This window comes from Mucilaginibacter gracilis, from assembly GCF_003633615.1.
GTDB lineage: Bacteria > Bacteroidota > Bacteroidia > Sphingobacteriales > Sphingobacteriaceae > Mucilaginibacter > Mucilaginibacter gracilis.
Genome location: NZ_RBKU01000001.1, coordinates 5,077,780 through 5,090,508 on the forward strand (window position 1 = coordinate 5,077,780; position 12,729 = coordinate 5,090,508).

Annotated in this window: 15 protein-coding genes; 8 read left to right on the forward strand and 7 right to left on the reverse strand. The window is 41.8% G+C overall.

Going from position 1 to position 12,729, the window contains the following annotated elements; all coding sequences use genetic code 11:
* Positions 1 to 60 precede the first annotated feature (60 nt).
* Positions 61 to 717, forward strand: a complete 657-nt coding sequence (locus BDD43_RS22485) for a 3-oxoacid CoA-transferase subunit B (RefSeq protein WP_121199975.1) — start codon at positions 61 to 63, stop codon at positions 715 to 717.
* Positions 718 to 753: 36 nt separating this feature from the next.
* On the forward strand, positions 754 to 1,104 hold the full coding sequence (locus tag BDD43_RS30420) for a superinfection immunity protein (protein WP_121199977.1): 351 nt from the start codon (positions 754 to 756) through the stop codon (positions 1,102 to 1,104).
* Here the strand turns inward: BDD43_RS30420 and BDD43_RS22495 are convergent.
* The 3 genes from BDD43_RS22495 to BDD43_RS22505 are packed head-to-tail and all read right to left on the reverse strand — an operon-like array spanning position 1,101 to position 3,513.
* Positions 1,101 to 1,739, reverse strand: a complete 639-nt coding sequence (locus BDD43_RS22495) for a uridine kinase family protein (protein ID WP_121199979.1) — start codon at positions 1,737 to 1,739, stop codon at positions 1,101 to 1,103. The two genes, BDD43_RS30420 and BDD43_RS22495, sit on opposite strands and share 4 nt — an antisense overlap.
* The gene (locus BDD43_RS22500; protein ID WP_162847148.1) at positions 1,732 to 2,736 is read right to left on the reverse strand and encodes a LysM peptidoglycan-binding domain-containing protein; all 1,005 of its coding nucleotides are present in this window, start codon (positions 2,734 to 2,736) and stop codon (positions 1,732 to 1,734) included. The genes BDD43_RS22495 and BDD43_RS22500 overlap by 8 nt, the downstream gene beginning before the upstream one ends.
* 15 nt (positions 2,737 to 2,751) lie before the next feature.
* The gene (locus tag BDD43_RS22505) at positions 2,752 to 3,513 is read right to left on the reverse strand and encodes a DUF4905 domain-containing protein (RefSeq protein ID WP_121199984.1); all 762 of its coding nucleotides are present in this window, start codon (positions 3,511 to 3,513) and stop codon (positions 2,752 to 2,754) included.
* Between the two features lie 98 nt (positions 3,514 to 3,611).
* On the opposite strand from BDD43_RS22505, the gene BDD43_RS22510 reads away from it, so the two are divergent.
* On the forward strand, positions 3,612 to 4,091 hold the full coding sequence (locus BDD43_RS22510; RefSeq protein WP_121199986.1) for a Dps family protein: 480 nt from the start codon (positions 3,612 to 3,614) through the stop codon (positions 4,089 to 4,091).
* A gap of 17 nt (positions 4,092 to 4,108) precedes the next feature.
* Positions 4,109 to 4,231: a hypothetical protein gene (locus tag BDD43_RS30890; RefSeq protein WP_262707430.1), complete on the forward strand. Its 123-nt coding sequence runs from the start codon at positions 4,109 to 4,111 to the stop codon at positions 4,229 to 4,231.
* Between the two features lie 21 nt (positions 4,232 to 4,252).
* Here BDD43_RS30890 and BDD43_RS22515 read toward each other — a convergent pair whose 3' ends face one another.
* On the reverse strand, positions 4,253 to 5,773 hold the full coding sequence (locus BDD43_RS22515) for an OmpP1/FadL family transporter (RefSeq protein ID WP_121199988.1): 1,521 nt from the start codon (positions 5,771 to 5,773) through the stop codon (positions 4,253 to 4,255).
* Between the two features lie 14 nt (positions 5,774 to 5,787).
* Positions 5,788 to 6,645, reverse strand: coding sequence for a hypothetical protein (locus BDD43_RS22520; protein ID WP_121199990.1), 858 nt, complete (start codon positions 6,643 to 6,645; stop codon positions 5,788 to 5,790).
* 101 nt (positions 6,646 to 6,746) lie between these two features.
* Here BDD43_RS22520 and proS point away from each other — a divergent pair, with 101 nt between their 5' ends.
* The 3 genes from proS to BDD43_RS22535 all read left to right on the forward strand — a co-directional run bounded on the left by proS (position 6,747) and on the right by BDD43_RS22535 (position 9,985).
* The gene (proS, locus tag BDD43_RS22525) at positions 6,747 to 8,219 is read left to right on the forward strand and encodes a proline--tRNA ligase (protein ID WP_121199992.1); all 1,473 of its coding nucleotides are present in this window, start codon (positions 6,747 to 6,749) and stop codon (positions 8,217 to 8,219) included.
* Positions 8,220 to 8,264: 45 nt separating this feature from the next.
* On the forward strand, positions 8,265 to 8,777 hold the full coding sequence (locus BDD43_RS22530) for a hypothetical protein (protein ID WP_162847149.1): 513 nt from the start codon (positions 8,265 to 8,267) through the stop codon (positions 8,775 to 8,777).
* A 62-nt stretch (positions 8,778 to 8,839) separates the two neighbouring features.
* On the forward strand, positions 8,840 to 9,985 hold the full coding sequence (locus BDD43_RS22535; RefSeq protein WP_121199996.1) for a cystathionine gamma-synthase: 1,146 nt from the start codon (positions 8,840 to 8,842) through the stop codon (positions 9,983 to 9,985).
* Between the two features lie 109 nt (positions 9,986 to 10,094).
* On the opposite strand, the gene BDD43_RS22540 is transcribed toward BDD43_RS22535, so the two are convergent.
* Positions 10,095 to 10,826 (reverse strand): hypothetical protein, encoded by a 732-nt coding sequence (locus BDD43_RS22540; RefSeq protein WP_121199998.1) that lies wholly within the window; start codon positions 10,824 to 10,826, stop codon positions 10,095 to 10,097.
* Positions 10,827 to 10,952: 126 nt separating this feature from the next.
* On the opposite strand from BDD43_RS22540, the gene BDD43_RS22545 reads away from it, so the two are divergent.
* Complete coding sequence (locus BDD43_RS22545; protein WP_121200000.1) at positions 10,953 to 11,789, forward strand: TIGR02757 family protein; 837 nt, start codon at positions 10,953 to 10,955, stop codon at positions 11,787 to 11,789.
* 17 nt (positions 11,790 to 11,806) lie between these two features.
* Here BDD43_RS22545 and BDD43_RS22550 read toward each other — a convergent pair whose 3' ends face one another.
* The gene (locus BDD43_RS22550; RefSeq protein ID WP_121200002.1) at positions 11,807 to 12,607 is read right to left on the reverse strand and encodes a hypothetical protein; all 801 of its coding nucleotides are present in this window, start codon (positions 12,605 to 12,607) and stop codon (positions 11,807 to 11,809) included.
* Positions 12,608 to 12,729 lie beyond the last annotated feature (122 nt).

Genomic DNA, 12,729 nt, shown 5'->3' on the forward strand with positions numbered 1-12,729 from the left:
GTTTAATTCCGGTCAAATTATGATTTCAGATATTATCTTTACACCACCAATAGTAACCACATGCTCGATAAAAACAGTATAGCCAAACGCATAGCGCGCGAAATTAAGGACGGGTTTTACGTAAACCTTGGCATAGGTATACCAACCCTGGTTGCAAACTATATCCCCGGTGATATTGACGTTGTGCTTCAGTCGGAAAACGGCTTGTTGGGTATGGGCCCCTTCCCCTTAGAGGGCGAAGAAGATGCCGACACTATTAATGCCGGCAAACAAACCATTACTATGCTACCGGGTTCGGCTGTGTTTGATTCGGCCATGAGTTTTGGTATGATACGCGCCCAAAAGGTTAATTTAACCATACTGGGAGCTATGGAGGTATCCGAAAACGGCGATATAGCTAACTGGAAAATACCGGGTAAAATGGTAAAAGGTATGGGCGGCGCAATGGACCTTGTGGCCAGTGCTCAAAACATTATTGTTGCCATGCAGCACATTAACAAAGCGGGCGAATCTAAATTATTACCGCAATGTACCCTACCACTTACCGGTGTAAGGTGCGTTAAAAAAATAGTAACCGAATTAGCCGTGCTGGATGTTTTACCCGAAGGCGGCTTTAAATTACTGGAACGCGCCCCCGGCGTAAGTATCGAAGAAATAATAGCTGCTACAGCTGGAAAGTTGATTATTGATGGTGAAATACCAGAAATGAAATTTTAATTTTATATTTACCAATATCAACCAAACCTTATTGAAATGATTTTATTGCAAAAACTGGCATTTCTCAGCCCTGGCGATTTAGTTTTAATTATCGTCGTTCCAATAATTTTAGTATATTTATTACCATCAATAATTGGCAGGAACAAGAGTTCCTCCGGTTCGATTTTTATTTTGAATTTACTGCTGGGCTGGTCATTAATTGGTTGGGTCGCCGCGTTAATATGGGCGTTATCCCCCGATAAAATTCCTGTTGTGATTTACACTCAACATTCTTCCAATTCTAATTCCAGGACAGAAGAATTAGTTAAGCTTAAAAAGCTTTTGGACGATGGTGTAATTACCCATGATGAATTTGGAAAAGAAAAATATCGGATATTAAACAGCTAATTTCGTTTAAGCAACCCTCTCAGCTCCTCACTTATTTCTTCGGTAACGGCTAAAATATCATCGGCAACGTGGCCGTTGTTTACTATTACTTTGTGGCACTCGCCCTTGTAGGGTAATAAAAACTCTTTATAGGCAGGGACTACGTGGTTTATCCATTTATACATCACGTCATCGTGTGAGTAGCCGCGCTCAATTAAATCGCGTTTAAGGCGGCGTTGCAGGGCAATATCTTCTTCAACGTCAATAAATATCTTCATGTCAAGCACGTCGGCTATATCGTTAAAATGCAAAATAAATAAGCCTTCTACAATAATAATAGGTGCAGGCTTAATTTCGAGCATTTTGGGCACCAGGTTTGGATTACCAAAAGTATATTCCTTTTTTGTAAAACTTTCGCCATGCATCAGTTTATCAATATCGGCCATAAAATGGTCTTTATCAATAGTGTGTGGCAGGTCAAAGTTGTACAATTTATTCTCTTCGGGCGTCATGTTATCAGCCACGGGCACATAATAGTCGTCCTGCGATACCAGGCACACTTCCTCTGGTTTAAAATGTTCTAAAAAACACTTCAAAAAAAAAGTTTTGCCCGATCCGCTTCCCCCGGCAATACCAATAATAAAAGGTTTATTCATTTGGAGTTCCGTAGCTTATAATTACGTGGAAACGCTTGTCTACCGCACCTATAGATTCGGCAACACTCTTGGTCATTACCATCAAAGCGTCCTTAGTGTTTTCGTTATCAGTAAAGCGGCCCACAACTTTAGCAAAAGTTGTGCGGTTAGTCATGGGGTTGGTTATTTTAATAACTGTGCCAATAGGCGCGGTACGGTGCAGCACCCATTTTTTTGATGGGTCCAGGTTATCGCTATCCATCCAAACGGCAACACCTTTTTCATTTTTTTCTAACAAGCCATAACGGCCGCCTGCTACGTTGCGGTGGTTTAAATCAACACTATCTGTAGCAGCAACCAAGGTAGTATCGCGCTTGGCAATAGGTGTTGGCAGTTGCTGTACGGGCGTTTGCGGCGCGGTTTGTTGCTGTGTAAACGCAGGTTTGTTTACAGGCTGCTGCGCTGGTGCCGTAGCCTGGGGCGGGGCTGCCCTTACCAAAATAATTTGACCGGGAATAACCGTTGTAGATTTTAAATTGTTTAAACTGGTAATATCGGCAACGGTGGTGTTAAACCGTTTTGATATAGCATATAAAGTTTCGCCTGCCGATACCTTGTACTCGGTAGTTGTTACTTGTGTTTGGGCGGCAACAGCCTCTTTAACAGCGGCAGCAGTTGCTACGGGTTTTTCCATAGCAGGCGAAGTGCGGATATTGAAGTTGTTGTTTGCAAACGACGGTTTTTTTACAGTTTCGATAAAGGGCCTGTCGGTAGGTACTTTTATAGTTTGCCCTATGCTTAGTGTGGTGGCGTTATTATTAAAGGCCATAAGCGTTTTCGGGTCAACCTTATATAACCTGGCTATAGAATAAAAGCTTTCGTGCGGATCAACCTTATGGATAATTACTTTTTTGCCGTCTTGGTTTTCTACTCCTATGGAGTCTGCTAGGTTATTGGCAAAAAGCTGAACAGAAATTGATGTTAGTAGTACTATTAATAAAAATTTAAATTTCATCATTGTTTTTAAACGCATTTATAAATTTAAAACCTTCAACTCAATCTTATTTTTGATGTATATCAACCGGTTTTGATGCATTATAAACGCCTCGGGTTGCAATTTTTGTATTCCATCAATCAATAAATCCTCATAAACTAAATTGTTGCCCTGCATTATCAATAATGTTTGGCTCAGGTCAGTCTTAATTAAGGAATGCAAAGATACAATTCTAAAACTATTGTACTCCATGTAATCAATATTACCCCTTAAATCTCCACTTATGTAGGGTTTTATATCGTCGGCCAAGGTTTGTATACCATGCGGAAACTGTATATCGGGGTTTATATCGGCATCAGTAAACTCATTAAACGGGCGTAGGATAGCCCCGTTTTGTGCATCCAAAATAAACAATTTTTGAGGCTGCACCTGGGTATTGTAGGCAACAGGGCCGCCGGTGCTGATGTGGTGGATGGCATAAGTGTAGTTACTCCACAAAACTTGGCCGTTATTACCGTTAATAGCTGTTATGCCTTTATGTACCGGGCTTTGTGCCGATTGATAACCGTGCAAAAACAAAACGCCATTAAAACTACCCTCTATACCGGCCAGCCATTGCTCGTCTAAAGCAAAATCAATAAAATTAGCTTTGCCCAAAAGCATGTCAAAAGCCGAAAACCTAACCGTGCGGCTCTGGGTATTGCGGGTTTCAATATAAAGTAGCTGCCGCGAGGCATCTATTTCCATTTTCCATATTTGCCCGCTAAAAAGCTGCTGTATGTATGTTTTTAACTTTGTCATGTTTGTAATTGCTTCGCAAATATGCCTTTAAATTCAACAATTAAATAAAACATTGTGATGGGGCAAACGTTAAAAATTAAAACAAAATAAAACCCGTAATGAACGCAAAAGAAATTAGCCTTAAAGAAAAAAGCGTACGCCCTGTAGTTGACCACCTTAACGATTTGCTGGCAAATTACCACCTCCATTACCAAAAAACACGTGGCTGCCACTGGAACGTAAAGGGAAAAAGCTTTTTTACCCTGCACGTTAAATTTGAAGAGCTTTATACCGTGGCCCTTACAACTATTGACGAATTGGCCGAACGCATATTAACCTTAGGCAAAGCTCCCTACAGTACCTTTGAAGATTATATTAAAACATCAAAAATTAAGGAAGTAGATACCATTGGTATGAAAGATACCCAAATGGTAAAAGCTTTAATTGATGATATGGCTACACTGATTGAAATGGAGCGCGAGCTTTTAGAACTTACCAGCGAAGCCGGCGACGATGGCACCAACGACATGGTAAACCGCTTTATGCAGTATAAAGAAAAAAATACCTGGATGCTGCGCTCGTTTGTTAACGAAGATTAATTAGAGAGAGAATCAAAATGCCAGAAATCAAATCAATCAAGATTGATTTGATAGGTAAACAAGAAAGCCGACCTTTTAAAAAATCGGCTTTCTTGTTTGATAAAGCTATCGTTTCTATTTTAAGTTATCGTGCTTCGTGATTCCAGCAGCTTAATTCCTACTCAAAACCTTAAACCAAGAGTTAAAAATACGTTGTTATAAGTTCTGTCGATATTGGCATAGGGGCTTGCCGAACTAATGATGTACGGATAAATACTTTCGGAACCGCTAACATTGCTGTAGGTAGCATCAATATAATATAACCCTGTGCGGTAGCCAAGGCCGCCGCTTATGGTTCTGATGTTATTTTGGTAGGCGGTGTTTACGTAAGGGCTGCCTTGAACGCCGTAACCACCACGTATAGCAAACTGACTGGTCAAACGCGCTTCGCCGCCAATATGAGCATTTACGGTTGAGCGGTATAGTTTATGAATGTCGCTATTGTCTTGCGTGGGATCGTACCCACCTGTATTATTGTCATAACCGTCGGCTGTGGTGCTGCTGTTGTCTAAGCGCATTGATGAGTAATCCAGGTAATCAACATCGGCAGTAATAAAGCCGTAATTTTTAAAAAACACCGCCGCTCCACCACTCACCTTTAAAGGTGTACGCAAGCTGTACGATAGCGGGTAATCTGCCGGGCCATCGGCATAATATGAGCTGCCTACATATTGTGTTTTAAGGCTTTCGCTATAGTCATCATCAATAACGTACCAGGTAGGTGTGGTTACGCTTAAACCCAGCCTTAATGCATCAACAGGTTTGTATATGGCACCAAAGGTTGCGTTAATTCCCGTACCCTTAGTGGTTTGATTTTGAGCGTATTGTGTGTTGTAATCTAAATTGTCGAAGTCTTGATGCCCGCTTTCACTAAATGTATTAGTGCTATTGTACCTCAGGCTGGTAACGCCGATGCCAAAGCCAAGATAGAGTTGATTGCTGTAATTAGCACCTACCGAAAAATTGAAAGCTGTTTGACCGCCCGTGTTGGTGGTGGTGTTAATTTGGTCAACAGGTTTTATATTAGCGTGAACGTTAGACTGGTAAGGCAAAGCCGAACCCGCTGTAGTGGGTTCAAACAGATATTGGTTATAAGCCCAGTTTTGTAAAGAGCCATCGCTGGTTGCGGTTGGATCGGTATTGGCAAGTTGCGTAAAGCGATCTACCAGCGAGTTATTGGCGTTTTTGCCGCCATAGGTTGTATTAGCATAAAAATCGTTAGTACGATTGTACGATATACCATAATTTATGCTCAACCAGCCTTTGGTTTTATCTTCGCCGCGGGGCTTATTTAAACGGGTATAAAAAACCGCAGATGCGTTATTGAAATTTACATTATTGGATTGAGCTTTATTATCGGTATTTGTTGTACCCGCAAAGTAAGTTGATTTTGCTTGCGCATTGTTAAACTCCGGCGTAATACTCAACTCAGATTTGGTGAAGAAACCTAAACCGGCGGGGTTGCCGCTAATGTTACTCAAATCGCCACCAATGGCTGTACCGGCATTACCCAAGCCTTTAAACCGGGCGGTTGAGCCGGTTTGAAATTGTGAGAATTTTAAGGCATCGCCCGAATATTGGGCAAAACCACTTTTTGTAACAGCTACTATAGCCGCCACTGTTAGCATATATTTAATTTTCATAGATTTTTAAAAAGTTAAGGCCTTACCGGTCTGGAACTGCCATTGCTTCTTTCGCCACCACCACTGCTACCGCCCGACGAGCCCGAACTTGACGGTTGCGGGGTATAACTAGGCTGCGGCTGTGATTGTGGCCTTTGCTGAGTTTGGGTTGTTGTTTGTGGCTGATAACCTGTAGAATTGGGCCTTGCCTGCCTTCCCGAATAGCTGGTGCTGTTGCCGCCATTGTTTACTGTAGCAACGCCCGAAGGCCTGCCGCCGGGGTTGTAGGTTTGCACTCCCCTGCCAGAATTTGTATACCCAATAGTACTACGGGTAGTGTTAATAGGCACACTTGGGCCACGATAAGGGCGTGCCGTATTGTTGTTACGTGCAACGTTATAATAAGACACCGCACCCCAATAAGGCGAATAACCATAGCCTATTGTTGAGCCATAGTAGTTGTTAAAATACGGGTTGTAACCGTAACCGCCATAATAGCTATATGGGTTATAACCAAAGTAGCCGCCGCCAAAATAGCCATAGCCAAAACCTACACCAAGGCCAAAGCCGCTATAATAAGGGCTGTACTGGCCGTAATACAAATCGTCGTAATACGACGACAAAAATGGCGAATAGTTATAAAAGCGGTTTAAACGTGCCGAATAGCTATCGTAGTAATAATAATCGTTATCATCATAACCGTTATCGCCATTGTCTTGCCGATAATTATCTTGCCTAACGGCGTACACTGGTTGTTCGCCGGCAACGGCTTTAGTGCTATAAACATCATCGTTAGCATCGTTTTGGTTTGATGCCAATTTATTTTGTGTAGAACAGGAACTCAGCGCAATAGCACCGATCAAGATCATTCCATTAAGTATGTTCCGTTTCATTTTTATAATTGGTTAAAGTAAAAGTTTAAATAAAGTATAAATTTATAAATTTGACGGCAATAATAACATAATTAAACAGTCAAATTTTATACCAATATTATATGAGCAAAGGGGTTGTTAGTAAAGACGAAGATTATTCGCAATGGTTTAATGATTTAGTAGTAAAAGCCGATCTGGCCGAACATTCGGCTGTTAAAGGGTGCATGGTCATTAAACCCTACGGATATTCCATCTGGGAAAAAATGCAAGCTGTATTAGATCAAATGTTTAAAGATACGGGGCACAGTAACGCATATTTTCCGCTTTTTATCCCAAAATCGTTTTTCTCTAAAGAGGCCAGCCACGTTGAGGGCTTTGCTAAAGAGTGCGCGGTTGTAACACATTACCGCCTTAAAAACGATGGCAACGGCAATATTATTGTTGACGAAACTGCAAAACTTGAAGAAGAACTGATTGTTAGGCCAACATCCGAAACCATCATCTGGAATACATACCGGGGTTGGATTCAATCATACCGTGATTTGCCGCTTTTAATAAACCAATGGGCAAACGTAGTACGTTGGGAAATGCGTACACGCCTTTTTTTGCGCACCACCGAGTTTTTATGGCAAGAGGGCCACACAGCCCACTCAACCGCCGAAGAAGCCATAGCCGAAACCGAGCAAATGCTACATGTTTATGCCGATTTTGCCGAAAACTGGCTGGCATTACCCGTAGTGCGTGGCCGCAAAACCGCTAACGAGCGTTTTGCCGGTGCCTTAGATACTTATTGTATTGAGGCCCTGATGCAGGATGGCAAGGCATTGCAGGCAGGTACATCGCACTTTTTAGGGCAAAATTTTGCCAAAGCTTTTGATGTTAAATTTACCAGCAAAGAAGGCAAACAAGAGTTTGTGTGGGCAACATCATGGGGGGTATCAACCCGTTTAATGGGCGCCCTGGTAATGGCTCATTCGGACGATTCGGGCTTGGTATTGCCACCAAAACTGGCACCAATACAGGTTGTAATTGTGCCCATCTTCCGCAGTGAAGAAGAACTGGCGCAGATTACCGAGTTTGTAAATAAATTATCAAAAGAGTTAAAATCGAAAAACATACGGGTTAAGTACGATAGCCGCGATACCCAACGCCCAGGCTTTAAATTTGCAGAGTACGAGCTGAAAGGCATCCCGCTGAGGGTGGCAATTGGCGGTCGTGATTTGGCAAATGGCACGGTTGAGTTGGCTCGTCGCGATACCAAAACCAAAGAAACTGTTCAGCAGGAAGGCTTAACCGAACTGATTGAGAACTTACTGGTTGAGATACAGGATAATATTTTTCAAAAAGCATTCAAATTTCGTGCAGAAAACACCCGCGAAGTGGATACTTACGAAGACTTTAAACGCACGCTGGACGAAACCCCTGGTTTCATTTCGGCCCATTGGGACGGCACACCCGAAACCGAAGAACGCATTAAACAAGAAACAAAAGCCACCATTCGCTGCATACCATTAGATAACAAGCAGGAAGAAGGCAAATGTATATTAACCGGCAAGCCAAGCACGCAAAGGGTATTGTTTGCAAGGGCGTATTAGCCCCCCTAACCCCCTAAAGGGGGAACAAAGGATTGAATGATTGTGATGCACATTACTGACGTAAAGTATTACGGTATTTGTTTGAAATTTCAGTTTCAGAGTATTTACATAATTTGGATATTGGATGAGGTTGACACGGTATTATTAGATGAACAATCAAAGATAATTGGATTTAAAACGGTTGATGAGCTGCATGTTTTTCTCGAAAAGAACAATATGCAACTTACCGACGAAGTTAGTTGCGTTGATGTCGGAAAAGTACAGCGATGGATAGTAAGCCCCAATAAGAATATTGATTACCTTACCTTTTTAGATACCTGGAATTTATTTATCGATATATCGGAATCCTTAAATATAGCGTACCTTGGAGATAAAAAAGGAGCTGTCCGCAATTCTGTTTATAACAAGCTATTTGATAGGGCTGGCCCATTTATCACGCAAGATTCAAGTGCTATTTTTAACGAAAAGGAAATAGTGGTATTGGCAAAGATCATGGAAAATGGTTTTGATCTACTGCTTAATAATTTATCCATAACTGTTAAACCTGTCCTTCCCTAAAGGAAACAGAATTTATAATTGCTCCCCCTTTAGGGGGCCGGGGGGCTCAACATTATGCTATCATGAAATTCGGAACTAAAGCAATACACGCGGGCCAGGAGCCCGACCCAACAACAGGTGCCGTAATGACACCCATATACCAAACATCAACCTACTGGCAAAAAACGCCGGGCGATAATAAAGGGTACGAATATTCGCGCGGTACAAACCCAACCCGCAACGCTTTAGAAAATTGCCTGGCAGCTTTAGAGAATGCAAAGCATGGCCTGGCTTTTTCCAGCGGTTTGGGTGCTACGGATGCCGTGATGAAGCTGTTGTTACCCGGCGACGAGGTAATTACCGGCGACGACCTTTACGGCGGCTCGTACCGTATGTTTACCAAAATATTTGCCAACTTTGGTATCAAGTTCCATTTTCTGGATATGTCTAAACCAGAGAATATTACGCCCTACGTTAACGATAAAACCAAACTCATCTGGATTGAAACGCCTACCAATCCAACCATGAAAATTATTGATATTGCAGGCGTAGCGCAAATAGCTAAAGCAAACAATATTTTACTTTGTGTGGATAATACCTTTGCATCGCCATTTCTGCAAAATCCTATTGATTTAGGTGCCGATATTGTGATGCATTCCGCAACAAAATACCTCGGCGGGCACTCGGACGTGGTAATGGGTGCCCTGATGCTTAACGATGATGAACTATATAAAAAACTATGGTTTATTTACAATGCAACCGGCGCAACTCCCGGTCCGCAGGATAGCTTTTTGGTGTTGCGCGGTATAAAAACCCTGCACCTGCGCATGAAAGCCCATTGCGAAAACGGACGCCAGATAGCGCAATACCTAAAAACGCATCCCAAAATTGACAAACTATACTGGCCCGGTTTTGAAGACCATCCCAACCACGATATTGCCAAAAAGCAAATGCGCGATTTTGGCGGCATGATTTCGTTCACCGTAAAGGGAGCTACTTTAGAAGATACTTATAAACTGGCCGGCTCATTCAAAGTATTTACCCTTGCCGAATCGTTAGGCGGTGTAGAATCGTTAATAAACCATCCCGTGAGCATGACGCATGGCTCTATCCCAAAAGAACTCCGCGAAAAAGCCGGCGTTGTTGACAGTCTGCTGCGCCTGAGTGTTGGAGTAGAGGATATTGAGGATTTATTAGAAGATTTGAAGCAGGCTTTAGAAAATGCATAATTCAGCCTATTGTTGCCAGTAGCCAAGCAATTGCACCTTTCCGTGTAATTGCTTGGCTATAATTTATTACTGCAAAATATTTATTGCGATCTTCTATATATCATAGTATTTATGTTTTGGCAGTAGCGTTACCCACTTTAGGTTTATCTTTCAAAACCATTTCTCCTTTAACCAACCATGAGGTGCCAAAGCTAATTAAGGCACCCGCCTCAAGGTAAAAAGTTAGCTGATGCTTATCATTAGGATCTATCCATTTTGAACAAATGGGAACCATAACAATAAAAAGCAGCATTAACACCGCACAAACCCTGTATATTACATTTCTGGTGTACTTTTCTTTGGTTTTTTCTCCTTTAGAACGTGTGAACAAAAAAAAGGATATAAAAGCTAATGTCAAAAATAAAAGCGATGCCGAACCATAATGCAAGCCAGATCTTAAACCGCTATCGGGGTATTTAAATAGTGCGCAAACACTTCCATCAGAATTTTCTGTTGGTAAAAATGCTACGCCGAAAGCACATATCCCGGCAAAGTTAGTCGCAAAGTCGTCGAGCGGACTGAAACCTTTGTAGCTAATAAGAAACAGGCCTACCGCGCAAAGTACACCCACCAACAAACTGCCGGCCATTGTATAATAATAATGGCTAATTGATGGCTGCAACTGGCGGCAGCCCAGCAGGTAGGCCATAGCAACAAGGCCAAACGGAAGTAGAATGCCCAGGAAGCCTATGCTTCGGCGGATGACCCGGTAAGAAATTACTTCTGGATTTTCACGGGTATTATCAGGTAGTTTCATAATGGTAAGGTTTTGGTTTATAGCAAGATATAAAGTATTTTTCATATTGTCAACCACTAATTTACCTGCTATTAAATTGTCCCGTTTTTTTGTTAACTTTATTGTTGGCCTATTTAAACCTACAATAAAAAAAAGTTTTGATAGCTGCTGTTGCTCATTATTCTAATATAAATGATTGAAAATATTAAAGCTTTTTTAGACAGTAAAGTAATACAATACAACCAACCCGGCTTCATCACCAACGATCCTATTTGTATCCCTCACCTGTTTACTAAAAAGCAAGACATCGAGATTATGGGCTTTTGGGCGGCAACCTTAGCCTGGGGGCAGCGTGTTACCATCATCAATAAATGTAGAGAACTTATTAGTTTGATGGACGGTGCACCTCTCGATTTCATTATGAACCACCAGGAGCCCGACCTTAAAAAGCTGCTCCACTTTAAACACCGCACGTTTAACGATATTGATACGCTATACTTCATCAGCTTTTTCAGGCACCATTACGAAAGGCATCAATCGCTGGAAACAGCGTTTATGCCCCCTAGCCCCCTAAAGGGGGAACAAATAAACACACCGCAAATATTAAACGGCAAGTCCCCCAGGACAATTCCACCCCCTTTAGGGGGCCGGGGGGCTTCTTCGCTGGTGCATTTCCACCGTTATTTCTTTTCCCTCCCCCATTTTCCTCAGCGCACTAAAAAGCATGTATCATCGCCCCAGCAAAAATCAACCTGTAAGCGGCTCAATATGTTTTTACGTTGGATGGTAAGGAAAGATGATAAAGGCGTTGATTTTGGTATATGGAACCACATTAAACCTGCCGACCTGATTATGCCCTGCGACTTGCATGTTGACCGCGTGGCCCGCAAGCTCAACCTCATTAGCCGCAAACAAACCGACTGGCAAACAGCCGTGGAACTCACCGAAAAACTGCGCGAATTTGACCCTTTAGACCCCGTTAAGTACGACTTTGCCCTGTTTGGATTAGGTATAGAAGAAAAATTTTAATACCAACTTTGGATAAACTACAGCCGCGTGCCGGCACCGTTGAGGTAAAAATCATAAAACTCGCGCGTAAAATTATCAAGGCTGCCAAAGGTGGCCTTAAAGGCATTGGGTGTTGAAGTTCCCTTTTTCATGAGTACCAATATTGGAGCAAGGTAATCTTTGTCCTGGTTTATCAAAAAATAAACAATACAATACGATGTTGCGTATAGCATGGGTCGCTTGCCTTTATCGTACCAGTCGGCACTTTTATAATTAAAAAAGTTGTTCATATTAAACTGATGCGCCCTTATGCTATCCTTTAATTGTTTGGCATACATGGCTTGTGGCATGTATAATATGCGGTTATCGGTGGTTTCAACCAGGTAGCCAAGCAAAGTAGCAATGCCCTCGTTAAGCCACTGCGGCGGGCGCGGAAAGTTGTATCGCAATATATTGTGGCTCGTTTCGTGAAACAGGGTATTCATGTAATTATCAGACTTATAAATGAACACCTTATTTTGCTTTAGCGAATAAAAGCCATCAATAAAGGTGGTATTCATTTGGTCTTTTTGCACCTCGTTATACTCCCTGTGTTTCCCGTAAAGGTTAATATCAATAGTTACGCTATCATTTTTATGGGTACTAAACACCTGGTTATAAAAATTGGCCTCAAAGCGCCCCATTTTGTTAAGTAGTGCCGTATCGGCATTACTCAATTTACAATTGATGGTATTGATACGGAATATTTGCGCCTTAGTGGTATAACTAAATGTAAGTACAAATAAGCACAAGCAAATAATTTGCTTTAATAAAACAGGCTTTGCCTTAATTTGATGCATGTTTTAGGATAGATTATGGGTTGCAATTATAAAATAAAGCAAAGCATTTGTTTAAACAAAATATTAGGCAACATTAGTTTTACCCATTGATGTAAGGTTAGCGCAAACTATAGGAACATTCC

Bases quoted from the DNA above. Each gene is read 5' to 3' on its own strand.
- BDD43_RS22485 (WP_121199975.1), top strand. From the start codon at position 61: ATGCTCGATAAAAACAGTATAGCCAAACGCATAGCGCGCGAAATTAAG.
- BDD43_RS30420 (WP_121199977.1), top strand. From the start codon at position 754: ATGATTTTATTGCAAAAACTGGCATTTCTCAGCCCTGGCGATTTAGTT.
- BDD43_RS22495 (WP_121199979.1), bottom strand. From the start codon at position 1,739: ATGAATAAACCTTTTATTATTGGTATTGCCGGGGGAAGCGGATCGGGC.
- BDD43_RS22500 (WP_162847148.1), bottom strand. From the start codon at position 2,736: ATGATGAAATTTAAATTTTTATTAATAGTACTACTAACATCAATTTCT.
- BDD43_RS22505 (WP_121199984.1), bottom strand. From the start codon at position 3,513: ATGACAAAGTTAAAAACATACATACAGCAGCTTTTTAGCGGGCAAATA.
- BDD43_RS22510 (WP_121199986.1), top strand. From the start codon at position 3,612: ATGAACGCAAAAGAAATTAGCCTTAAAGAAAAAAGCGTACGCCCTGTA.
- BDD43_RS30890 (WP_262707430.1), top strand. From the start codon at position 4,109: ATGCCAGAAATCAAATCAATCAAGATTGATTTGATAGGTAAACAAGAA.
- BDD43_RS22515 (WP_121199988.1), bottom strand. From the start codon at position 5,773: ATGAAAATTAAATATATGCTAACAGTGGCGGCTATAGTAGCTGTTACA.
- BDD43_RS22520 (WP_121199990.1), bottom strand. From the start codon at position 6,645: ATGAAACGGAACATACTTAATGGAATGATCTTGATCGGTGCTATTGCG.
- proS (WP_121199992.1), top strand. From the start codon at position 6,747: ATGAGCAAAGGGGTTGTTAGTAAAGACGAAGATTATTCGCAATGGTTT.
- BDD43_RS22530 (WP_162847149.1), top strand. From the start codon at position 8,265: ATGCACATTACTGACGTAAAGTATTACGGTATTTGTTTGAAATTTCAG.
- BDD43_RS22535 (WP_121199996.1), top strand. From the start codon at position 8,840: ATGAAATTCGGAACTAAAGCAATACACGCGGGCCAGGAGCCCGACCCA.
- BDD43_RS22540 (WP_121199998.1), bottom strand. From the start codon at position 10,826: ATGAAAAATACTTTATATCTTGCTATAAACCAAAACCTTACCATTATG.
- BDD43_RS22545 (WP_121200000.1), top strand. From the start codon at position 10,953: ATGATTGAAAATATTAAAGCTTTTTTAGACAGTAAAGTAATACAATAC.
- BDD43_RS22550 (WP_121200002.1), bottom strand. From the start codon at position 12,607: ATGCATCAAATTAAGGCAAAGCCTGTTTTATTAAAGCAAATTATTTGC.